Below are 23,495 nucleotides of genomic sequence, written 5' to 3' on the forward strand. Positions count from 1 at the left end.
ATTGAGCTATCGAATCAGTGAACTTGCAACTCTATGTGAAGTGAATAAGGAAACCATCCGATACTATGAACGAAAAGAGCTATTGCAAGAACCTGTCAGGAATAATTCGGGGTATCGTATTTATTCAAAGGAAACGGTCAAACGGGTAGGATTTATCCGGCGGCTGCAGGAGTTGGGATTTTCATTGAATGAAATTTATAAATTATTGGGTGTTGTGGACAAAGACAATGTGCGCTGTGAAGATATGTTCGATTTTGTGTCCAGAAAAGAAGTGGAAGTCCGAAAGCAGATTGAGGATCTAAAGCGGGCGGAACGGATGCTGAGTGAGTTGAAAGAGCGGTGTCCAAATGAAAAAGAGTTGCATGAATGCCCGATTATTGATGTTTTGATGGAGGAGGAGTAGAACATGAACAAATACCGAGTGGATGTCCAAGGGATGACCTGCACAGGATGCGAAGAACACATTGCAGTCGCGCTTGAAGCGATTGGCGCAAAAGAGATCCAAGCCGATTTCCGAAAAGGTGAAGCTGTATTTAAACTGCCGGAAGACATGGAGGTTGAAAAGGCAAAAAAAGCAATTGCTGATGCCAAGTATCAGCCGGGAAAAGCAGAAGAAGTTCAAAAACCAAAAGCGATGCAACCGGATGAAGAAGGCGAGTATGACTACATCATCATCGGTTCCGGGGGCGCTGCCTTTTCTTCCGCCATCGAAGCTGTAAAATATGGGGCGAAAGTGGCGATGATTGAACGGGGAACGGTAGGCGGTACCTGTGTGAACATTGGCTGTGTTCCTTCCAAAACCTTATTACGGGCGGGAGAAATCAATCACTTGGCCAGGAACAACCCGTTTATCGGACTGCACACCTCTGCGAATGAAGTGGATTTGGCTCCGCTGGTCAAACAGAAAGACGAACTGGTGACGGATCTCCGGAACAAGAAATATGTCGATTTGATTGAAGACTACGGTTTTGAGTTGATCAAAGGGGAAGCCAGGTTTATAGATGAACACACCATTGAAGTGGACGGCCTGAAGCTATCTGCCAAACGGTTTCTGATTGCGACGGGGGCGGCTCCGGCTGTGCCAGCCATTTCCGGATTGGAAGAAGTGGATTACTTGACCAGCACGACCTTGTTGGAGCTAAAGAAAGTGCCGAAACGCCTGACAGTCATCGGTTCCGGCTATATTGGTGTGGAATTGGGCCAGCTATTTCACCATCTCGGTTCAGAAGTCACACTGATGCAAAGAAGTTCGCGTTTGTTCAAGGAATATGATCCGGAAATCTCGGAAGCCCTAACGAAAGCTTTGACCGAACAAGGCATTCGGTTAGTGACCGGTGCCACGTACGAGCGAATTGAACAGGTCGGAGAGGTGAAAAAAGTTTATGTCGAGGTGGATGGTCAGAAGCGGATCATCGAATCTGATCAATTGCTGATTGCAGCCGGCCGAACGCCCAATACGGAAAACTTGAATCTGCAGGCGGCGGGTGTTGAAACAGGGGGCCTTGGAGAAATTCGGATTGATGATTATGCCAAAACCACCAATGAACGGATTTATGCAGCAGGTGATGTGACGCTCGGTCCTCAATTTGTTTATGTCGCGGCATATCAAGGAAGAGTGGCAGCAGGAAATGCGGTCGGCGGGCAGAATGAAAAACTGGATTTGGCCATTGTACCGGGGGTAACGTTTACAGCTCCGGCGATTGCCACGGTCGGCTTGACAGAGAAACAGGCAAAAGAAAACGGCTATGATGTCATCACTTCCGTCCTGCCGTTGGAGGCTGTTCCGCGAGCGCAAGTGAACCGGGAAACAACCGGAGTATTCAAGTTGGTGGCGGATGCGACAACACGCCAGCTGCTGGGCGGGCATATCGTAGCGGAAAATGCTGGGGATGTCATCTATGCGGTGACACTTGCTGTGAAATTCGGTTTGACCATCGAAAATCTTAGCGAAACCCTCGCGCCGTATCTAGCCATGGCCGAAGGTTTGAAACTGGCTGCGCTAACGTTCGACAACGATGTTTCTCAGTTGTCATGTTGTGCCGGATAAAAATGCCCATTGTTGAAGATTCAAGCTGTTGATTGGGAGCCCATTTGAACAATTAGGAAGCAGAAGAATAGATCAATCACATTGCGACAGCCGTTCGATTATTTGACTGGATTGGAGCAAGTACTTGCTTAATTAGAATCTCTATCATGTTATGGGAACCAATAGGCTCATCGAAGCTTATCTTCTCTCTTTTTTGTGTGCAAAAGTGCTGGCTGAAAATTTTTGACTTAGTTAATCTAAATAGGGAGTCGCTCATATATTTAGTTTTTTCTTTCCATAAAGGAGTGCCATCATGAACGTATTTGAAAAGTTTCAAACTGTTATCATTTTATCGGCAGTAGGTATCGGACTTTTACTGGGACAGTTTGTTTTTTTTGAAACTTACGCAGAGTCTTTTATCGTTCCATTTTTACTGCTGATGCTCTATGGATTATTTCTAACCATTCCCTTGCAGCATCTAAAAGATGCCTTTAAAAACAGGAAATTTCTAAGTGCCAATACCATTATCAATTTTGTCTGGACGCCTTTAGTAGCGTGGGGGCTGGGAGCTATCTTCCTTGCTGATCATCCAGCCCTATGGATTGGTTTTATCATGCTGATGGTGACTCCATGTACAGATTGGTACTTGATGTTCACTTCCATTGCCAAAGGAAATGTCCCCTTATCCACTTCCGTTTTGCCGATTAACTTGATTCTGCAGGTCGTGCTTTTGCCGGTTTACCTGTTCATTTTCGCCGGCACGATTGAATCCATTCCGTTATCGACCATTGGAGAAAGCATTCTACTGGTACTGGTGATTCCTTTCGCTCTTGCCCATTTGACCCGTTATGCCTTGAGTAAGAAAGAAGTCTTCTTAAATAAGAAGTTGGTTCCCTTTTTTGCTACTGCACAAATCATCTTTTTATCCCTAGCAATTATGGCCATGTTTGCTTCAGAAGGAAATTATTTAATCAATAATCTTGAGGTCATTTCTGTATTAATCATACCGGTGTTACTTTTCTTCGTTATTAATTTCGTGCTTGCACAAACAGTAGGGAAAGCCATGAAGTTTTCGTACGAAGATACAGTGAGCCTAAGTCTTACCATCATTGCACGCAATTCGCCCGTTTCGTTAGCGATTGCGGTCATCGCTTTTCCAGATCAACCCTTGATTGCGTTAGCGTTAGTGATTGGTCCGCTTATTGAATTGCCCGTGTTAGCAATCGCTTCTCAAGTATTGCTCTCATTAAGAAAAACCAGTCCACCGAAAAATCTCAATTAGTAATTTGCCGGAAGCAGATAGTGATTAGAAAATAATTATTTTAAGTTTATATATCATGATGTTACCGGAAGTATTAACTGAACACACAGTACTTATTATAGAAGGAAAATAAATGGGAAGACGGATTGCCTGGCAATCTGTCCTTCTTTTTTTATTTTATATATACTTTGTGCGGCGAATTTTATAAAAAAATAAGAAAAAGCACTTGAACATATAAGTATATGCTGATATGCTGTTATTGGTTTTAGAAATAATATAATAAATGAATCAAAGAGATGACATATTGTCAGTAAAGTGAAGAGGTGAAAAACAGATGGAAGTAAAAGCGAAGGAAATTGAAATCGAAAAAGCCAGCATGGTCTTAAAGCTCTTAGGGGATAAAACCAGGCTTTCAATGATGAAACTGTTGGAACAGAACGAATGCTGCGTATGTGAATTTGTGGAGATCTTCGGCATCAGCCAGTCAGCCATTAGCCAGCATCTAAGGAAACTCCGGGATGTCGGGTTGGTGAAGGAAAATCGGAAAGGCCAGTGGATTTTCTACTCGCTGAATAAAGAAAGCGACATGTATGAAATGGTTCTTAACATCATGGAATTCATTCCTAGTCAGGATGAGAGAATTCGTGAATTGGAAAAACAAGGACTAAGAATCAGTTGTGAATAGTGGAGGGAAGTAAATGGTACAAGGAATTTTAGCATCCGTGATCTTCCTCCTCACACTGGTACTCGTCATCTGGCAGCCACGGAATCTTTCGATTGGGTGGTCAGCTATTGGGGGGGCAGTACTTGCTTTGCTGGTTGGAGTCGTTGATTTTCAAGATGTACAAGATGTATTTGGAATTGTGTGGAATGCCACACTTGCTTTTATCGCCATCATCATCATTTCGTTGATTTTGGATGAAATCGGCCTCTTCGAATGGTCAGCGCTTCACATGGCGCAAATTGCAAAAGGGAACGGCGTGCGCATGTTTGTCTTCGTCAGCATCCTTGGTGCTTTTGTGGCGGCCTTGTTTGCGAACGACGGGGCAGCCCTGATTTTGACGCCGATCGTTCTGGCGATGGTCCGAAACTTGAATTTCTCGGAAAAAATGATTTTTCCGTTTATCATGGCCAGTGGATTCATTGCCGATACGACATCCTTGCCGTTGGTCGTCAGTAACCTGGTGAACATTGTCTCGGCTGACTTTTTCGGCATCGGGTTTGTGGAATACGCGTCCCGTATGATCGTGCCGAACCTATTCGCCTTAGTGTCCAGTATCTTGGTGCTGTATTTGTTCTTCCGTAAGGATATTCCGAAAGATTACGATGTGACAAACTTAAAGAAACCGAACGATGCCATCAAAGACCACAAGATGTTCAGACTTTCGTGGTTTGTTCTAGCGATTCTGCTTGTGGGGTATTTCTCCAGTGAATTCATCGGTGTTCCGGTTTCGATTGTCGCGGGCATCATCGCCATCTTCTTTTTGCTGATGGCGCAGAAAAGTCCGGCAGTCCGGACGCGGATCATTTTGCGCGGTGCGCCGTGGAACATCGTCTTTTTCTCACTCGGCATGTATGTCGTAGTGTACGGACTCCGCAATGTCGGCTTGACGAGTGTTTTGGCGGACGTCATCCAAGTTGCGGCAGAGCAAGGCTTGTTTGTCGCCACGATTTCGATGGGCTTTATTGCGGCCATTTTGTCATCGGTGATGAACAATATGCCAACCGTAATGATCAACGCGCTCGCCATTTCCGAGACACAAACGTCCGGAACCATTCGCGAAGCACTCATTTATGCGAACATCATCGGATCAGATTTGGGTCCGAAAATCACGCCGATTGGATCTCTTGCCACGTTGCTGTGGCTCCATGTGTTGTCGCTGAAAGGCGTGAAAATCTCCTGGGGCACGTATTTCAAGGTCGGGATTATCTTGACGGTTCCGGTGCTTCTGTCAACACTCATCGGGCTGTATCTATGGTTATTGATTCTCTAGAAAAAATACAGAATTCAAAAAGGAGTTTTTATCATGACGAAAAAAACATTGTATTTCCTCTGCACAGGCAACTCATGCCGCAGCCAGATGGCGGAAGGCTGGGGGAAAGAAATCTTGGGAGACGAATGGCAGGTATTGAGTGCTGGGATTGAAGCGCATGGCTTGAACCCGAACGCGGTGAAAGCGATGAACGAAGTGGACATCGACATCTCCAATCAAACGTCGGACATTATTGACATGGACACCCTGAACAATGCTGACTTTGTCGTCACGCTTTGCGGCGATGCTGCAGACAAGTGTCCGATGACGCCTCCTCATGTAAAGCGCGATCACTGGGGCTTTGTGGATCCGGCAAAAGCAGAAGGAACAGAAGAAGAAAAATGGGCCGTGTTCCAAAGCGTCCGTGATGAAATCGGAGAACGCATCCGTCAATTCGCCGAAACAGGAAAGTAACAAAAAAGCCGTGACCTTGTGTCCGGCTTTCTTTCTCAATAGAACATTAGCATATTCTAATATCGTAATGGAGGAATTCATCATGAAAAAAATTGAAATCTTTGACCCGGCCATGTGCTGTTCGACAGGCGTCTGCGGTCCTGTCGTAGACCCGGATTTGACGCGCATCGCCTCTGCGGTTTATTCGCTGGAGAAAAAGGGCTTTGAAATTACCCGTTACAATTTAACGAACGATCCAAGTGCGTTTGTAGAAAATGAAGTTGTCAATCAAATGCTGGTTGAGAAAGGGCCGGAAGCACTTCCATTGGTCCTCGTTGATAACGAAGTGGTCAAAGTGGCGGAGTATCCGACAAATGAAGAACTGGCCGAATGGTCCGGAACCGCACCAGCCGAATTGCTGGAAAAGCCACGGGTTCGCGTGTCCGTTAATTTTGGCAACTAAAGGAGAGAAGCACATGTATTCACTGTTCAATCCGAAAAAGATGCCCTTGACGCCATTCTTGTTCTTTACCGGAAAAGGCGGTGTCGGCAAAACGTCGACAGCTTGCGCCACGGCCGTGGCACTTGCCGATCAAGGGAAGAACGTGCTGCTGGTCAGCACGGACCCCGCATCCAATCTACAAGACGTGTTGGAAGTCGAATTGACGAATGAGCCGATGGCCATTCCAAGCGTTGCGAATCTATTTGCGTGCAACATCGATCCGGAGGAATCGGCCCGGGCTTACAAGGAAAACGTGGTTGGTCCTTATCGTGGAAAATTGCCAGACACGGTGTTGGCAACCATGGAAGAGCAGTTGTCCGGCGCTTGCACCGTAGAAATTGCGGCTTTTGATGAATTTTCACACCTGTTGGCGGACGAAACCATCTTGACGCAATACGATCATGTCTTGTTTGATACGGCACCGACCGGCCATACCTTGCGGCTGTTGCAGCTGCCGACGGCATGGAGTGGGTTCCTGAATGAAAGCACACATGGGGCTTCTTGCTTGGGGCCGCTGGCGGGGTTAGAAGGAAAGAAAGAGATGTATGCCAAAGCGGTTGCCTCCCTCTCCGACCGGGAAAAGACGACGCTGTTATTGATTGCGCGTCCGGACAACTCGTCGTTGTTTGAAGCGGACCGGGCTTCTGCGGAACTGAAAGAGATTGGCATCCGGAACCAGTTGCTGATTGTGAACGGACTGCTGCAGACGCACCAGCCGGAAGATGCCGTATCGACCGCATTCTATAGCCGACAGCGCTTAGCTTTACAGGAAACACCGGAAGCGTTAAAGCAAGTGATGACCTTCTCGCTGCCATTCGTATCGTATTCGTTGACGGGTATAGAAAATCTTCGGCACCTATTCAGTTCGTATGCCATCACAACAGTTGAACTGGAAGAGACAGACGAAGAAGCGTTAGCTCTTCCGGGGTTGAACCAAGTGATTGAGGATTTCGCAGAAAAAAATACCCGTGTTATTTTCACAATGGGCAAAGGCGGCGTAGGCAAAACGTCGATTGCGTCAGCCATTGCAGTCGGATTGTCTGAAAGAGGACACCGCGTCCATTTGACCACGACAGACCCAGCTGCCCATTTGGACTATACGTTTGCAGGCAGTGAAACACGCGACAACCTGTCCATTAGCAGCATCAACCCGGAAATCGAAGTCGCACGCTACAAACAGACGGTTCTTGCCAATGCCGGAACCGGACTGAGCGAAGAAGAATTGGCTTATCTGCAAGAAGATCTGGAGTCGCCTTGTACGGAAGAAATCGCGTTATTCCAGGCATTTGCGGCGGTCGTCGAGAAATCGGAGAACGAAATTGTTGTGATTGATACGGCCCCGACCGGCCATACATTGTTGTTGCTGGATTCGACGGAAGCTTACCACAAAGAGATGAGCCGTTCGACCGGGGACGTGCCGGAGAACGTGAAGAAGCTGTTGCCGCGTTTGCGCAATCCGCAAGAAACCGGCGTCGTTATCGTGACGCTGGCGGAAGCGACGCCCGTACTCGAAGCGGCACGGCTGCAAGAGGACTTGAAGCGCGCCCAGATCGAGCCCAAATGGTGGGTCATCAACCAAAGCTTGTACGCCACGGAAACGACAGACCCGATTTTACGCGGCCGGGCACGTTCCGAGAAGAAATGGATCAAAAAAGTGGACGAAGAACTGGCGCCAAAATGCGCTGTGATCCCCTGGCTGCAGGAAGAAAAAGTCGGCTACACCCAGTTGAAAGAATTCATCCTATAACCCGTTGGAGGGAATCAATATGCATAAAGTAGTCATTCTAGGAACAGGACCTGCCGGATTGACGGCAGCGATTTATTTAGCAAGAGCCAACATGAATCCTCTTATTATTGAAGGCGATCAGCCGGGCGGACAATTGACGCTGACAACCGAAGTTGAGAACTTCCCCGGCTTTGTCGATGGGGTCATGGGCCTGGAATTGATGGACAACATGCGCAAACAAGCGGAACGTTTCGGTGCCGTATTCAAAAGCGGTTGGGTGACGGCAGTGGATGCCTCCCAGCAGCCGTTTAAATTACAGGTCAGCGGCTTAGGTGAAGTGGTGACGGAAGCGCTGATTCTATCAACCGGTGCTTCGGCTAAACTCCTGCAGATCCCGGGGGAGACCGAGAACATTGGTTCAGGCGTCAGCACCTGCGCGACCTGTGACGGTTTTTTCTATCGCGGGAAAAAGATCATCGTCGTAGGCGGAGGCGATTCGGCCATGGAAGAAGCGAGCTTCTTGACGAAGTTTGCAGATGAAGTGGTCATCGTCCATCGCCGCAATGAATTGCGGGCGTCCAAAATCATGCAGGACCGTGCCAGACAGAACAAAAAGATTTCGTGGAAATTAAACAACACACCGGTTGAAGTCATCAGCAACGGAACGAAAGTGACCGGGTTGAAAGTATTGAACGGCGAGACAGAGGCCGAAGAGGTTATTGAAACGGACGGCATCTTTGTCGCCATCGGCCACACGCCGAACACGGCTTTCCTGAACGGGCAAATTAACACCGATGAAACAGGCTATATTCAGGTCGTGCCAGGCACAACGGAAACAAACATTCCAGGCATCTTTGCCTGCGGCGATGTTCAGGACAAACGGTATCGCCAAGCGATTACCGCAGCCGGATCCGGGTGCATGGCGGCAATGGACACCGAACGTCACCTCGAAGGCCAGGAAATCATCGACTGGAGCCAAACGTTATCAGAAAAGGCGGAAGCACAATGAGCAAAAATTATCAGGAACTGGTAAAGGACCGCATTTTCATTGGCGGCGCAGCGGATGCCAAGGATGCAGTCAACACAGAACAGGTTGACCTTGTGGTGGATTTGCGGGCAGAAGTGACCGAAGGCGAGTACGAATACCTCCGGGTCCACAGCCCGATCGTGGATGATTCCGACGACCAGCAGGATGAATCGGTCAAGAAAGCGATCGATCAAGTGGTGGACGCCTATAACGACGGCAAGAAAATCTATTTCCACTGTGCAGGCGGCAGCAACCGGACCGGCACGGTGGCCATCGGTACGCTATTATCCATCGGCAAAGCCAATAGTATCGAAGAAGCGGAAGCGCAGGCGAAATCCGTTCGCGAGAAAATCAATGTGAAACCGCCGTTGAAGGAATCCCTTCAGCGGATTTTCCCAGAAGCCTAATGAATGATAGAATTAAAACCGAAAATGAATCCAAAAGGAGAGGTACAACCTATGATGATCACAAATGAAGCCAAACAATACATCCAATCGATTCTGGAAGAGCAGAAAGCCGAAGGCATGCGGATTCACGCAGTAGCTGGGTGCTGTGGACCGCAAATCGGCCTGTCGCTGGATGCACCAGAAGCAACAGATGAAGTACTGGACATCAACGGCATCCGGATGGCAATTGCTGTTGAAGCAAAAGATGCATCAGACAGCTTAACATTAGATTTTGAAAAACAAGGGGAACAATCGGGTCTGGTCATGGTCGGTGCACCGGCTGGTTGTTAAGTAGAAAAATCTGTATTTTTTAATATTTACTTAGCTAAAAAGCATCCAATCTACAATACTGTAGATTGGATGCTTTTTTAAAAATTGACGCTTGATTTAAATTTACGAATCGGATTTTCCAACTCCGGCCTTCTTCAAGGAATCCATATCAATTCCTGTGTCCTTGCAGCAGTCTACTAATTCGCCATTAACTGCAACGGCCGGCACCGTTTGAACACCGTAAGCTTTTGCTTTCTCCCGGCATTCATTCGTTTCACAGCCTTTATTCAAATCGTAAACAGTAACTTCACAATTATCGCAAGCCAGGTCGTTGACTTGCTGTACCGTGTCATCACATAAATAACACCCTGCTGTAAATATTTCAACTCGTCTTTTAGCCATTCTTAATTCACTCCTTCAAGTTTTTGAATGATGGGACATTCGTCTTTAGCGACCTTCGAACGAGGGCACTTTCCTGCCAGGTCTTCCAATAAATTTTTCATACTTTTTAACTCTTGAATCTTAACTTCTACTTCTTCTGCTTTGTTCATCATAAAATGATGCATTTCTTCTGCATGAAATTCATGTTCTCTCGAGACTGATAAAAGTTTTTTGATTTCTTCGAGGCTAAATCCTAAGCCTTGTGCTCTCTTGATAAACCGGATGTCTTCAATGACTTCAGCGAAGAAAATTCTGTAACCGGAATCGGTTCGGGGAGATTCCGAAATTAACCCGTATTTCTCATAATAGCGAATGGTTTCGATATTCACGTTGGCCGCCTTGGCTACTTCACCAATTTTCATTTCTTCTCTCCCTCCCTTTGAATACAGTATAAACCCTAAACCTAACTACAGGGTCAAGCGGTTTGAAATCCTTTCACTTGGTTAATTAAAGGTTATTAAAATTGAAGTTATTTTATAGAAAAGAAGAAGAGACATACTCAATTAATTCATTTTCTCATTCTTCTGGAAACAAGAATTTTAAATGGTTTCTGAAAAAGTAAATCACGTTTAACTTGTGAATTCTATCGAATTCACAAGAGAAGATTCAGGTATAGTCGGTTTACATATCAGTAGTTATCAGAAGTTGCTGAATACAAAGGAGGAGAAGAGGTTGCTACAAGCACATCTTCTCTCCCTATTAATTTGTTAAAGTACTTTTACTAACGCTTTTCTAATACCCTTTTTAAGTTTTGTTCCTTATGACTACAAAGTGAATTGAATGAAAATAGATATATAGAAAATGCAAGTACGTAAGGTGAAAGAAAGTAGCTGAGTATCAAAATTTTATGCCTTAAAAGCTCTGTATGCCCGTAACGTGCCGACCACGGTTGAAAATTGCCCCGTCTCTTCAATTGCAGCAAATCCGGTTTCTTTCAAGAGATTCGGAATAATGCCTTTGACATGAGGGGAAGTGGTCTCGAACCCGTCTAACAACTGGACGGGTAAGAATGCAACACGCATCAAACCGTTTTGCGGCTTCTCAAAATCAATAATATGGAATTGGCCGCCCGGTTTGAGTGTCCGGCGAACTTCCTCAAAAGTTTCCTTCTTCTTCTCTAGCGTCAGATGATGAATAAATAAACTGGTAAAGACATGATGAAACAGATTATTAGAAAAGGGAAGCCGGTCAGAAAATCCTTCCTTGAAGCTAATTCCATTAGTTTGATTTCTGTTGATTTTTTCTTTCGCAATTGCTACTATTTTCGGGTCCGCATCGACTCCAATCACTTGAACGTGAGAATGTGATTGCCGTATTAAGAGCGCCAAGGTTCCTGTGCCGCAAGCTAGATCCATCACCACTTCCTCAGGTTGAAGGGCTGCTTGATTGACCAAATGCATTTTAAGCTTTTTTTCCTGCATCCCCCATTGAATTAACGGATCGTAGAACCGGGTCATCCAGCGGTATTTGAGTGCCGGTATATACGCATTGTTCTTATCTATCTTCATGAAGTTCGCATCCTTTCAATTAAGTGGATTTTTTGTTCCGAATAATTCCGTTTTGAAAAAAGAGAGAACTCGCTAATCTATTCGATTTATCATCACTTCAGAATGTCATAGATACTCGTATAAAAACAAACCGGCCTGCGCTTATGAATGTGCAGACCGGCCTCGATGTGTTTTCGCTATAAGTTATTTTCTGTTTAGCATATGAATTGGGTGTCCCATGATTCCTTCCGCAGCTTCCATCAGTGGCTCCGGTAACGTAGGGTGGGCGTGAATCGTTAGGCTGAGGTCTTCGGCAGTCGCTCCGGTCTCAATGGCAAAGACCGCTTCGGCAATAAGGGACGATACTTCCGGTCCAACCATCTGGACGCCCAACACTCTTTTGGTCTCTTTTTCAGCCACAATCTGTACAAAACCATCGGCATCGGAAATGGATAAAGCGCGACCGTTCGCTTGGAACGGAAAACGACTGGAAACTGTATCATAACCCTGTTCTTTTGCCGCTTTTTCGGTCAATCCGGTATACGCAACTTCCGGATCGCTGAAGATAACAAACGGCATCGCTTGAAAATCAATGACGCTTTTTTGGCCGCTTGCCACCTCTGCCGCAATTTTGCCTTCATAACTCGCTTTGTGGGCCAGAAGGTCACCGCCTGCACAATCACCGATCGCGTACACATGGTCAACCGTGGTTCGACATTGGTTATTTATCTTGATAAACCCGCGTTGATCAAGTCCCACACCAATATTTTCTAAGCCGATGTTTCCTGTGTTCGGTTTTCTCCCGATGGAAACCAAGCAGTAATCGCCATTAATGACCTCGTCTTTGCCATCCACTTGAACCCGGACATTGACTTCTTCACCTGTATTTTCACCGCCTTGGACCATGGCATTGGTGATGACGGTGATGCCCATATCTTTTAAGTGACGTTTAACCACATTTGTCAGTGCTGAGTCCGTTCCCGGAAGAATGGTATCCGTTCCTTCCAGGATGGTCACTTTCGCCCCGAATTTGGCATAGGCTGTTCCGAGTTCCAATCCGATATACCCGCCGCCGACCACCACGAGATGTTTCGGCACTTCCTGGAGCGTCAAAGCTTCTGTTGATGAGAGAATCCGTTCTTGATCGAACGGCAGGCTTTTCAGTTCGGTCGGCAGGGAACCGATTGCCAGAATCAGATCTTTGTACGTATAAAGCTGTTCTCCGTCTACGGTTTTGATTTTTACCTGATGGGATTCTGTCAAATAAGCTACCCCGCTAATGACTTCCACGCCATTGCCTTTCAGCAAGGTCTGGACTCCACTCGTGAGTTTGTTCACAATGCCATCCTTCCATTTCACGACTTCGGGCATGTCCACTTCCACTTCACCCGAAACCTTAATGCCCATAAACCCGGCATGTTGGATGTGTTTCACTCGTTCAGAAGCACTGATCAGCGCCTTGGAAGGAATACATCCGCGGTTCAGGCAAACGCCACCCAATTCGGCCTTATCCACCAACACCACTTTTTTCCCTAGTTGTGCCGCACGTATGGCCGCCACATAACCGCCCGATCCGGCTCCGATCACCAATAAATCAATTTCCTTTTTTGCTTCTTCAGTCATTTCTGTTTCCTCCTTCGGCATTTGGTCATTGAAGAAATGTTGAGTCTACTTATTTTTATTTCGCAAGAGGAGGACCTGCACTAACCAATGCGGTGCTTAGTGACAGGGAAGCCCCTTTTAAAACTCCATACCCTTTATTTCGAGGATTAAATAAGAACATGCTTTAGACTGGATGAGCAATAGTATGTAGTTCAGAAAAGAGCTTTCCATTTGGCTGGAAAGCTCTTTTCGTTACTCTTTTACGCGCAGCAGCCGCAAGCTGTTGAGCGCGACCAAGAGGGTAGCGCCCATGTCGGACATGATGGCGATCCACAGGGTCAACCAACCCGGGATGACCAATAGCAACGCGATCACTTTGATGCCGATTGCAAACGTGATGTTCGCTTTGATGATGTTCAGGGATTTCCGGCTCAATTTCACCGTGAATGGCAGTTTGCTCAAATCATCGCCCATCAAGACCACATCAGCGGTCTCCATCGCGGTATCGGTTCCGGCACCACCCATGGCAATTCCGACAGTAGAAGCAGCGAGTGCCGGAGCATCGTTCACGCCGTCTCCAATCATCGCGACGTTGCCGTATTCGGCTCGTAAGCGTTTGATGACATTCAGTTTGTCCTCCGGCATCAGCTCGGCCTGAATTTCGGTGACACCGATCTGCTGGCCAATGGCCTGACCGGTTCCTTTGTTGTCACCCGTCAGCATGATCGTCTTCTTGATGCCCATTTCATGCAATTTAGCGATGACTTCCTTGCTGGATTCACGGACTTCATCTGCCACGGCAATGACCGCCAGGATATTCTGTTCCGTTCCGATGATCATCGCCGTCTTGCCCTGATTTTGAAGAGCTGTGACGTTTTGTTCCAAGTTCTTATCGGCACTTGCGGCGCCCAGCTCATTGAAGAGAATCGGGCTGCCGATGTAGTACGTGATCCCTTCTACGGTCCCTTTAATCCCTTTGCCGGTAATGGATGAGAAGTCCTCGACCAAGACCGAAGAATAAGAAATGATTTCTGCGTCCGCTTTTTTCATAATGGCCGAAGCAAGAGGGTGCTGTGAGCGATACTCCAGCGCTGTGACGATGGAAAGCAGTTCTTTTTCATTGAGATCCTTGTTCAATACCTCAAAGTCCGTGACGACGGGAACCCCTTTGGTCAGGGTGCCGGTCTTGTCAAACGCAATCGCTTTGATGGCGCCCATTTCTTCCAGGTACACGCCGCCTTTTACCAGAACGCCTTTTTTCGCTGCGTTGCCAATCGCGGATACAATCGAAATTGGAGTCGAAATGACCAATGCACACGGACAACCTACGACTAGCACAGCCAGCCCTTGGTAGACCCAGGTTTCCCAGCTGGCGTCAAACAAGAGGGGAGGGACAATGGCCACGAGTGCGGCAACGGCCATGATGATCGGTGTATAATATTTGGCGAATTTATCGACAAACGCCTGTGAAGGAGCGCGTTCGCCTTGCGCTTCCTCGACCAGGTGAATGATTTTCGCAATGGTCGTGTCTTCGACCAGTTTGGTGATTTTAACTTCCAGCAGACCTTCTTCATTCAGCGTGCCGGCGAAGACTTCATCATCCACCGTTTTGGCGACGGGCACGGATTCACCGGTAATCGTTGCCTGATTGACTGCCGAGTAGCCGTTGACCACCATACCGTCCATCGCAATCTTTTGCCCGGGTTTGACGATCATGATATCCCCGACGGCAATGTCGTCCACCGAAATCAACTGTTCTTGTCCATTTCGACGAACCAGTGCCTCTTTCGGGGCAATGTCCATCAACGAACGGATGGATTGTCGGGCCCGGTCCATGGAATAGCGTTCCAATGCTTCACTGATGGCGAAGAGAATCACCACGATGGACGCTTCCGCCCATTCGCCGATAAAAGCGGCCCCGATGACAGCAACCGTCATGAGTGTCTTCATATCGAAATCCAGGCGTATCAAGTTCTGGAAGCCGACTTTAAAGAGCGAGTATCCGCCAATGACGATGGCTGCCACGAACAGGAGGGATGTCATCAGGTTTTCTTCCCCGTTGACGAACTGGGAAATGTACCCGAAGACGATCAACAGGGTGGAGTAGAGCAAGACGTTGTACTTTTGGTAGAACGGCACTTTCTTCTCCTTTGCAGTCGTCGTTTTATCGGTTTCCGTTTTCGGACCGGCTGGCCGGCCTGTGATTTCAGGAGCGACCTTCAAATTTTCAAAGGCACCGGCTTTCTCCAATTCTTCAACCGAGGCCGTCCCGTAAACGGAAATTTTCGAAGCGCCGAAATTCACTTTCGCATCCTGGACACCGGGAATCTGCTTGACGTTGTTCTCAAACTTCCCGGCACAGTTGGCGCACGTAAAGCCTTCCACCCGGAAGACATTTTTTTCTTCGACTGCCACGTTCACTTCGGGAGCCGTCTGGCGTTTCGGTTTTTCCGGTGCCACTTTCAAGTTTTCAAATGCACCGGCTTTTTCCAATTCTTCAACCGAGGCCGTCCCGTAAACGGAAATTTTCGAAGCCCCGAAATTCACTTTCGCATCCTGGACACCGGAAATCTGCTTAACATTCTTCTCAAATTTCCCGGCACAGTTGGCACACGTAAAGCCTTCCACCCGGTAAACCGTTTTGTCTTCTGTTTCCTTTGTTTTTTCAACCAACTTCAACAACCTCCTTCTGATGGAGGAAGGCCACTTGCACCAAGTGTTTCACATGCGCGTCATCCAACGAATAATAGACCAATTTGCCTTCTTTGCGGTATTTCGCCAACCCCATATTTTTTAACAGGCGCAGGTGGTAGGAGGCGGTTGCGGTGGAAGAGCCGATGATATTCGCAACGTCGCACACACAAAGTTTGTCCTCCAGCGATAAGGCATAGGCGATCTTGATACGCGTATCATCCGACAACGCCTTGAAGATCTTCGCCACTTCCAATGGATTCTGTTCTGCCAGCTGTTGCTGGACTCGTTCCACCTTTTCTTCATCTATACAGACCACATCACAAATCTCTTTTGCCAATTTCTTTCACTCCTTTTTCTGACTCGCTGTTTTACAGCAGTCTTTCTTTTCTATAGAAAACAAAACTCGAAAACCATATCAGCTCACTAAACTCCAAAGGAAACGGAATGTCCCGTTCTCCACCATGATCAAGATGCCCAGTCCGATAAAGACGACCGGCACAATCCAGCGTTCCCATTTCTCGATTGTTTCCGAGATTGATTTAACGGAGGCCAAACGGTAGCTGAGGTAACACAAAACAGCTGTCATAATGGCAAAGACAACAAGCATCACAACGGTCTCACTCAAATTTAAGGTTGAAAAATAGGGTATGTAGACACCGATGTTGTCACCGCCAGCCGCCAGTGTAATGACTGTGACGGTTACAAAAAAACGATTGGATTTTCCGGAAGACAAGCGGGACAGGATATCCTCTTCGTCGTTCTCCTCTTCCTCTTCCTCTTTAAACCACACTTTGATTCCCAGATAAATTGGAATCAGTCCGAGCAGCCCGACCCAATGTTCCGGAACGAAGGTAAGACCGGATGCAGCCAATAGACTGACGCCAACCAATAGGGCTGTCCCCAAATACTGACCGACGACAATGGATTTTAATTGGCCGGATTTTTTGGTCTGTGAAAACAGAATCAATAAAATGATGACGTAATCAATACTTGTCGCAATATAAGCTGCAACAGCGGAAAAAATTGTCGTAATCAGCACCACCAACTCCTTTGTGAATACTAGAACCAACTAATATCCTTCTAATAGTTAAACATTCAAACGAACGTTTGATTAATGCAAGTGTACAAAGATTTCGCTAGATTGTCAATGATACATTCAAATGATTGTTTTAATATTTGAGTATGCTTGTTAGAATGAACGAAGTAATAGATTTTGCGATTATGAATAAGTGACGAATTTTAAAAAACACCTGTAATCTATGGCAAATCAGTAGTGATAGGAAAACAAGTTGAATATTAATTTAGCCATTGAGTAAGCACGACCACATGAACGATTGGCCACTTATTAATGTTATGCATATTTTGATGTTTCCGGGGAATAGATGACTAAAGGACAGATGATTCTGCTGTGCATTTAGAATCCACGTAATTTTTCTAAAATCGAAACTAAAACAGGAGTCAGGGAAAGGGGACGTATCATGGCAAAAGCTCATAAATCCACCAAGAATATCAAGTTGGCTTTCATGATCAACCTTCTATTTTCAATAGGAGAACTCATTGGCGGCTTTTTAATTAACAGTGTCGCAATCATGTCTGATGCTATTCATGATCTAGGAGACGCTATTGCTTTAGGGATTTCTTGGTTTCTACAAAACTTTTCAAATAAAGAAGGGGATGAGAAGTTTTCGTTCGGCTATAAACGTTTTTCCCTTTTGGGCGCATTAATCAATGCAGCTGTTTTGATTGCTGGCTCTATTTATATTTTTACTCAGGCTATCCCTTTGCTGTTTAATCCGGAACATTCCAATGCCCAAGGGATGATTTGGTTTGCCATTGTAGGCGTTCTTTTAAATGGTTATGCAGCTTTCAAGTTACATAAAGGAAAATCAGTAAATGAAGGAGTCCTGTCCTGGCATATGCTCGAAGATGTTTTAGGATGGGTGGCAGTACTGATTGTCGGCATTGTTCTGCTGTTCAAGGATATTCATATCCTCGACCCGATTTTATCCCTGGCAATTGCCCTGTTTATTTTAGTGAACGTTGTGCGCAATCTTACTAAAACCATGAAAATTCTGTTAGAAGGCGTGCCCGAAGGAATTGATATAGAAGAAATACAGGCGAAAATCGAGAAAATTCCAGGGGTATTGTCTGTCGGGGATTTAAATATTTGGTCGATCGACGGAGAAGAGAATGCACTGAATCTACATCTTTCTGTTGAGGGAGATAACCTTGCGGATTCAGCCGCTATAAAAGAAAAAGTAAGAAAGGCTACTTCCGACCTGAGGATTGTCCATTCCGCCATTGAATTGGAATGGAAAGACCGCTAATAACCTTCCTTTTAGTGCGTATGATTTCTAAGGGAACTCTCAATAGCTTTCTAGGAGTTGCTTAAGTAAAAGAGAGAAAAGGGCAAATTTAAAAGCCTCTTTTCTCTCTTTTGGTCTGTATAAGTTTGTAAAAAAGTACTTTTACAAACACTTTATAGTAATCCTATTTTAAAAAAGTCTGGACCAGATTATCTAGATCTTAACAAACGAAGCCCATTGAGAATTACAACCAATGTACTTCCTTCATGAATAATGACGCTGATTGCTATATCCGTTAATCCTAATAAGGTAACGATAATTAGAAATGCTACAACTGTCATTGAGAAAATAATATTTTGCCAAATAACACGATTCATTTTTAAGGAAATCTGATGAGCTTTTACTAATTTGGATAAATCGTTTTTCATTAAAACTAGATCAGATACATCTACTGCAACATCCGTACCATCTCCCATAGCAATTCCGACATCTGCTTTCACAAGAGCAGGTGCGTCATTTACACCATCGCCCACCATAGCGGTTATGCCATAGTTTTCTTTTTGTTGATCTATAATATTAGATTTGTCTTCCGGCATAACATTAGCGATAACTTCATCCAGTCCTAACTGTTCAGCAACCGCCTTTCCGGTCATTTCAGAATCACCAGTAATTAAAGTAGTGCGTATACCTAGTTTTTTAAAATACTCAATAGTTTCTTTCGCATGTTCACTTGGAATATCCATTAGCCCAATCAGACCAATGACTTCTTCATCTTCTGCTACATATACGACTGTCTTACCTTCTGATGCCCATTCACTATTTAAATGAATATATTCATCTGAAACACCGTCAAAAGAAGTCGGCTTTCCTATTCGATAATTTTTACCTTTGTAATCTCCTGTCAATCCTCTACCAATCTGATTTTCTACTTCAATAGCTAGTTTATTTTTTTGTTCAAACTTTCTTAGAATAGCATCTGCTAAGGGGTGGTTGGATTCCTTTTCAAGAGCCACTACGATATCAATAATATTTTCTTCGTTTACAGAATTAGTAAAATAATAATTGGTTACTTCAGGTTTTCCTTTCGTTAAGGTTCCCGTTTTATCAAAGGCAATTGCTTGAATCCCGGCTAATTGAGACAAATAGGAACTTCCTTTTGAAAGTACGCCTCTTTTAGCTAGATTTGAAGTGGCTGACAAAGTTACGGATACAGTGGCTGCAGCTAGAGCACACGGTGAAGCTGCGACTAAAAGAACTAATCCTCTATAAGTACTTTGTGACCAAGTCCAATCTAAAATCATGGGAGTGAGTAAAATGAAGAGCGGTATTGCCATTAAAACAACTGTAACGTATTTAGGTTCAAATTTCTGGATAATACTGGCGGCTTTTGTTTGATTATTTTGATTTTGATTGACTAGTTGTAAAATTTTTGAAAAAACAGTATCTTTATTTTCTTTTGAGACTTCCATTGTGAAAGTACCTGTTCCATTAATCGTACTCCCAAAAACCATGTCTCCTTTGGATTTTTCTTTAGGGATACTTTCTCCATTGATAGAAGATTCATCAATGGAGGTATTTCCAGATAAAATGACTCCGTCAATGGGTACTTGATCTCCATTCAATACTTGGAGCCGATCTCCCACTTTTAATTCATTAACATCAACAATTTTTGTATTGCCATCAGAAATGATCAATCTGGCAGTCGTTGGATTTAATTTAAGTAATTTTGTGATTTCTCGTTTGCTTCTACCTTCAGCATAATCTTCTAAAAAATGCGCACCAGAAAATATGAGAATCAGCAACGTTCCTTCCCAAAAATTCCCTATCAGTGAAGCACCAAGTGCAGCTAATCCCATTAAAATGTGGGAATTAGGTGTAAATTTATTTTTGGCTTTTGTATTTTCAACTGTTTCTCCAATTCCTTCAAGAAGAATGACATGATAGCCCGCACTAATTGTTGCAATTGAAAATAAAATGTTCTTAGTAATTGTATACTCTCCATTTAAAAATAAAGCAATAAGCGCTAGGGCTAACCCAATGAAGTACAAAATAATGGGCATCTTTCCGTGATTATGGTCGTGGTTATGTGTTTCATGAGGTTGTTGTTCTTTAACTGTCTCCATTTCTATCACCTCTTTAAATGTAATCTCTTTGGTTTTCGTACACTTATTGTTTGTGTCCATAGATTTTGTGGACTTATTCCCTCTAAACTAAAAAGAGTGGCGTGTAATATCTTCTATATAAGTTGAATTAATGTTTAATAATCTAACGCACAACCGATCAATCGTTTCTTTTTTCGGCGCATGACGTCCTGAAGAAACGCACTGACAGTCAGAATAATTTTCTGGACGTTGCCAAAGACTACATTTCTAGAATGCCATAAACAGGCATGGGCATTATACTATTCTTCTATTAAAAAAATTGCACTGGTCTCATAATCCACCGTACCCATCAGCTTCACGCCCTTATGCTGGCCATAGGTGGGAATGAGTCGCTGTTTTCCTTTGAGGAACCAGGTACGGCCAATGGCTTGGTAATCATGGATCATCTTCAAATACCAGGGGATCAATCTCACCGTCTATCAATTTTTTAATGTTGGAAAGGTCTCTCAAACTAACGTGTCTGGCTTTTTGAGATCCGCTTTTTGAAGTGTATAAGTCGGTCGTGTATAGCTTAATTCCATTGAATGCCGGAGATTGGAAGCGTCTTTTTGTAATCGGTTATGATCATATGCCATTCTTTTTTACTCTTTTCAACATATAGGATGTCCAGCAGTGAATCTTGTAATTAAACTTTTTTCAATGATGGATCGCGTGTTCAATGGCCTGCTTTAAAAGATTCATGACATGATCATCGTCTTCCGAATAGTAGAGTGTGGTTCCAGCTCTACGATATTTCACTAATCGCAACTGTTTCAGAAAACGCAGTTGATGCGACACCGTGGATTGGCCCAAATTCAACTTTTCTGCCAGGTCATTGACGGAGTATTCACCGGAACACAGCAGATTCAAAATGCGAATTCGAGTAGGGTCACTTAATGCTTTAAATGTTTGGGAGACGACAAAGAGGGTTTCTTCATCTAACCGCTTACTCGTGGCGGAAACTTCTTCTTTTTCAAAATCCATACTCATCTTCTAAAGACCTCCAAAGATATATTTTAACCTTATAATCAATATATGAGCATATTTTCATATATTGATTATAAGGTTTTCTTTTATTAATTGTCAAGTATATTCCCAGAGTCTTCTTTTTAGCTTAAAATTGTCGAATTGCACCCGTATAACCAGCTGAATTTCATTGGAAAAGACAAATCTCTATCATTAAATGTATCTTTATGCCCGGGCATTTCGATTAAAATGACAAAATAAAATAAAAATTAAATATAATGTCAGATGTGTATTCAAAATGTCAGATGTGTATTCAAGTAGAAACAGTTTAAAGTATGTTGTAGGTATAAAATAGGGGGTATTATGAGTTGAAAAAATGGGTAATAATGCTTGTAATGATTTTGCTAGTCTCGATCTACACGCCAAAAAGTTATGCAAATACAAATCTCACTTTCGTAGATGTAGCTAATCATCGAGCTCAAGCTGAAATCTCGTATCTCGTGACTCGTGGTTTTGTCCACGGGGTAACGGCAACAACTTTTGTGCCTAATCGACAGGTAACTCGAGGTGAAGCAGCCGCTATGCTCGGCGGAGCACTAGGGTTAAGTGGGGTTAAAAGAAATACCAAATTCTCTGACGTAAAAGTAGGCAACTTCGCTTCAGGATATGTGGATGAATTAGTTCGGAAAGGAATAATATCAGGTTATCCCGATGGCTCGTTTCAACCATATAAAGTTCTATCTCGTGGAGAGATGGCTCTTCTGATAAATAGGAGTTTTAATTTGGGTGGAACCAGTGTCTCTACTTCGGTGGATAACTTAATGCGAAAAGGAATTGCACAAGGCTTTCCTGATGGCAGTTTTCGAACGGATGAGACCATCATTCGAGCAGACTTTGCAATTTTTTTGGCAAGAAGCTTAAATGAAAATTTCAGAGTTAAACCGGAGGGTGTTTCATTTAGCAAGACAATGTATGTTAATACAGGTGCTGATACTTTAAATATGCGTTCTGGTCCCAGCACTTCGGATAAAGTAATAAGCAGTTTGAAACATGGAACAACCGTTAATGTCGCGTCATCAAAAAATGGCTGGTCACATGTTCAGGTGAATGGTGTTACTGGTTACGTCAGTACAAATTATCTTGTAGCTTTAAAGCCCACTGTTCCCGCACCAGTTTCCACTTCCCTAGGAACGAGTGATTTGAAAGTTATTATAGATCCCGGTCATGGGGGGACAGATCCAGGATCCGTCGCTAATGGTTTTCAAGAAAAGATGATTACTCTAAATGTCGGAAAACACATGAAAAGTTATTTTGATCAAACACCGATTGCTACTACAATGACACGCAGTACCGACGTTTTCATTGAGTTAAGTGACCGTGCTAAGGCAGCAGCAAAAAATGATGGAGATGTTTTTGTTAGCATTCATACAAATAAATTTAATGGCGAAGTAAACGGACAAGAAACCTTTTACTATGCGAAAACAACAGCGACAAATCCGAACGTCCAAGAGTCACGTGCGCTTTCCATTTATCTGCAGGCACGCATGCAAGAAGCGTGGAAGTTGACCAATCGTCAAGTTAAAGTAGGGAATTTAGCCGTGCTGCGTGAAAACACAGTTCCTGCCTCCCTAACTGAAATAGGATTTATCGATAATTCGAAGAATCTTCAATTTATAAAATCGGAGTTGGAGCGTCAAAGAATGGGGAAAGCGTTATTTCTCGGTACACTGGACTATTTTTACCATTATGAAAAACGAACTGATGTATTGCCATACTACAAAAAAGCTGGAGCTTCGCTCAGCAAAAAGCTGCATTGAGCTACAACTATTTTTAAGTACTGCTTCTGTAATGAAGGAAAAGATTGAATATCTTGTATTTGAATAATTTTCAGCATTTTTCGCCAACTCTTTTTAATGGAGAAAGATGAGTTTTATATGAATTTACCATTTGTCTTGTTCGGATTCGAAAGAAATTCTGTCATTAAGTTTTTTTAAAACTGTTTTTAGTTTCAGCAAGTTGTTTAACTAGTTGTTGGTGGTAAAACACTTTTGACCAAAGGTAAATAGCCAGTCCAATAAGCAAAATGGGCATTTGCCATCCCGTTTTATCATTCAAAACAAAATCATAAAGGGCCCAAACAAAGAGAGCCACACTATAAAAGAGGAATCCGTATG

24 protein-coding genes are annotated in these 23,495 nt (G+C 44.2%); 13 read left to right on the top strand and 11 right to left on the bottom strand.

The features are described from left to right. Position 1 precedes the first annotated feature (1 nt). The 11 genes from merR (at position 2) to CXF70_RS13805 (ending at position 9,705) form a co-directional block, all read left to right on the top strand. Positions 2-403, top strand: coding sequence for a mercury resistance transcriptional regulator MerR (gene merR, locus CXF70_RS13755; RefSeq protein WP_101803156.1), 402 nt, complete (start codon positions 2-4; stop codon positions 401-403). A gap of 3 nt (positions 404-406) precedes the next feature. Continuing rightward, on the top strand, positions 407-2,047 hold the full coding sequence (gene merA, locus CXF70_RS13760; protein ID WP_101803157.1) for a mercury(II) reductase: 1,641 nt from the start codon (positions 407-409) through the stop codon (positions 2,045-2,047). A gap of 292 nt (positions 2,048-2,339) precedes the next feature. Then, a complete protein-coding gene (locus CXF70_RS13765) occupies positions 2,340-3,308 on the top strand; it encodes an arsenic resistance protein (RefSeq protein ID WP_101803158.1) in 969 nt (322 codons plus the stop codon). Between the two features lie 313 nt (positions 3,309-3,621). Continuing rightward, positions 3,622-3,972: an ArsR/SmtB family transcription factor gene (locus tag CXF70_RS13770; protein WP_101803159.1), complete on the top strand. Its 351-nt coding sequence runs from the start codon at positions 3,622-3,624 to the stop codon at positions 3,970-3,972. A gap of 13 nt (positions 3,973-3,985) precedes the next feature. Then, the gene (locus tag CXF70_RS13775; protein WP_101803160.1) at positions 3,986-5,281 is read left to right on the top strand and encodes an arsenic transporter; all 1,296 of its coding nucleotides are present in this window, start codon (positions 3,986-3,988) and stop codon (positions 5,279-5,281) included. A gap of 33 nt (positions 5,282-5,314) precedes the next feature. Beyond that, positions 5,315-5,734 (top strand): arsenate reductase (thioredoxin), encoded by a 420-nt coding sequence (gene arsC, locus CXF70_RS13780; RefSeq protein WP_101803161.1) that lies wholly within the window; start codon positions 5,315-5,317, stop codon positions 5,732-5,734. Between the two features lie 82 nt (positions 5,735-5,816). After that, positions 5,817-6,176: an arsenite efflux transporter metallochaperone ArsD gene (gene arsD, locus CXF70_RS13785; RefSeq protein ID WP_101803162.1), complete on the top strand. Its 360-nt coding sequence runs from the start codon at positions 5,817-5,819 to the stop codon at positions 6,174-6,176. Positions 6,177-6,189: 13 nt separating this feature from the next. Beyond that, positions 6,190-7,962: an arsenical pump-driving ATPase gene (gene arsA / locus CXF70_RS13790; RefSeq protein WP_101803163.1), complete on the top strand. Its 1,773-nt coding sequence runs from the start codon at positions 6,190-6,192 to the stop codon at positions 7,960-7,962. A gap of 19 nt (positions 7,963-7,981) precedes the next feature. Next, positions 7,982-8,950 (top strand): thioredoxin-disulfide reductase, encoded by a 969-nt coding sequence (trxB, locus tag CXF70_RS13795; RefSeq protein WP_101803164.1) that lies wholly within the window; start codon positions 7,982-7,984, stop codon positions 8,948-8,950. After that, on the top strand, positions 8,947-9,375 hold the full coding sequence (locus tag CXF70_RS13800; protein WP_101803165.1) for a protein-tyrosine phosphatase family protein: 429 nt from the start codon (positions 8,947-8,949) through the stop codon (positions 9,373-9,375). Before trxB ends, CXF70_RS13800 begins: the two co-directional genes overlap by 4 nt. A gap of 51 nt (positions 9,376-9,426) precedes the next feature. After that, positions 9,427-9,705, top strand: coding sequence for an adhesin (locus CXF70_RS13805; protein WP_101803166.1), 279 nt, complete (start codon positions 9,427-9,429; stop codon positions 9,703-9,705). A 102-nt stretch (positions 9,706-9,807) separates the two neighbouring features. On the opposite strand, the gene CXF70_RS13810 is transcribed toward CXF70_RS13805, so the two are convergent. The 7 genes from CXF70_RS13810 to CXF70_RS13840 all read right to left on the bottom strand — a co-directional run bounded on the left by CXF70_RS13810 (position 9,808) and on the right by CXF70_RS13840 (position 16,944). Further along, positions 9,808-10,086: a thioredoxin family protein gene (locus CXF70_RS13810; protein WP_101803167.1), complete on the bottom strand. Its 279-nt coding sequence runs from the start codon at positions 10,084-10,086 to the stop codon at positions 9,808-9,810. A gap of 2 nt (positions 10,087-10,088) precedes the next feature. Continuing rightward, positions 10,089-10,487 carry a MerR family transcriptional regulator gene (locus CXF70_RS13815; RefSeq protein ID WP_101803168.1) on the bottom strand — a complete coding sequence of 133 codons (399 nt, stop codon included), beginning with the start codon at positions 10,485-10,487 and terminating at the stop codon, positions 10,089-10,091. Between the two features lie 483 nt (positions 10,488-10,970). After that, the gene (locus CXF70_RS13820) at positions 10,971-11,633 is read right to left on the bottom strand and encodes a class I SAM-dependent methyltransferase (RefSeq protein WP_101803169.1); all 663 of its coding nucleotides are present in this window, start codon (positions 11,631-11,633) and stop codon (positions 10,971-10,973) included. A 183-nt stretch (positions 11,634-11,816) separates the two neighbouring features. Then, a complete protein-coding gene (gene lpdA / locus CXF70_RS13825; RefSeq protein WP_101803170.1) occupies positions 11,817-13,235 on the bottom strand; it encodes a dihydrolipoyl dehydrogenase in 1,419 nt (472 codons plus the stop codon). A 231-nt stretch (positions 13,236-13,466) separates the two neighbouring features. Then, positions 13,467-15,887 (bottom strand): heavy metal translocating P-type ATPase, encoded by a 2,421-nt coding sequence (locus CXF70_RS13830; protein WP_101803171.1) that lies wholly within the window; start codon positions 15,885-15,887, stop codon positions 13,467-13,469. Then, positions 15,880-16,245 (bottom strand): ArsR/SmtB family transcription factor, encoded by a 366-nt coding sequence (locus tag CXF70_RS13835; protein WP_101803172.1) that lies wholly within the window; start codon positions 16,243-16,245, stop codon positions 15,880-15,882. Before CXF70_RS13835 ends, CXF70_RS13830 begins: the two co-directional genes overlap by 8 nt. A gap of 78 nt (positions 16,246-16,323) precedes the next feature. Beyond that, entirely contained in the window at positions 16,324-16,944 is a 621-nt protein-coding gene (locus CXF70_RS13840) for a CadD family cadmium resistance transporter (RefSeq protein ID WP_101803174.1), read from the bottom strand. Between the two features lie 442 nt (positions 16,945-17,386). On the opposite strand from CXF70_RS13840, the gene CXF70_RS13845 reads away from it, so the two are divergent. Beyond that, complete coding sequence (locus tag CXF70_RS13845) at positions 17,387-18,235, top strand: cation diffusion facilitator family transporter (protein ID WP_101191820.1); 849 nt, start codon at positions 17,387-17,389, stop codon at positions 18,233-18,235. Positions 18,236-18,423: 188 nt separating this feature from the next. Here CXF70_RS13845 and CXF70_RS13850 read toward each other — a convergent pair whose 3' ends face one another. From CXF70_RS13850 to CXF70_RS13855, 3 genes are all read right to left on the bottom strand, one after another. Beyond that, a complete protein-coding gene (locus CXF70_RS13850; protein ID WP_101803173.1) occupies positions 18,424-20,337 on the bottom strand; it encodes a heavy metal translocating P-type ATPase in 1,914 nt (637 codons plus the stop codon). Between the two features lie 278 nt (positions 20,338-20,615). Next, a complete protein-coding gene (locus tag CXF70_RS18250; protein WP_158241203.1) occupies positions 20,616-20,783 on the bottom strand; it encodes a hypothetical protein in 168 nt (55 codons plus the stop codon). A 229-nt stretch (positions 20,784-21,012) separates the two neighbouring features. After that, the gene (locus CXF70_RS13855) at positions 21,013-21,339 is read right to left on the bottom strand and encodes an ArsR/SmtB family transcription factor (RefSeq protein WP_101803175.1); all 327 of its coding nucleotides are present in this window, start codon (positions 21,337-21,339) and stop codon (positions 21,013-21,015) included. A 350-nt stretch (positions 21,340-21,689) separates the two neighbouring features. Between CXF70_RS13855 and CXF70_RS13860 the strand changes: the two genes are divergently transcribed. Beyond that, positions 21,690-23,138 (top strand): N-acetylmuramoyl-L-alanine amidase, encoded by a 1,449-nt coding sequence (locus CXF70_RS13860; RefSeq protein ID WP_233208644.1) that lies wholly within the window; start codon positions 21,690-21,692, stop codon positions 23,136-23,138. A 163-nt stretch (positions 23,139-23,301) separates the two neighbouring features. Here CXF70_RS13860 and CXF70_RS18470 read toward each other — a convergent pair. Then, a partial coding sequence (locus tag CXF70_RS18470; RefSeq protein WP_101803177.1) for a hypothetical protein occupies positions 23,302-23,495 on the bottom strand: 194 nt, incomplete at its 5' end.

Origin of the sequence: Planomicrobium sp. MB-3u-38, from assembly GCF_002836425.1 — a bacterium.
GTDB lineage: Bacteria > Bacillota > Bacilli > Bacillales_A > Planococcaceae > Planococcus > Planococcus okeanokoites.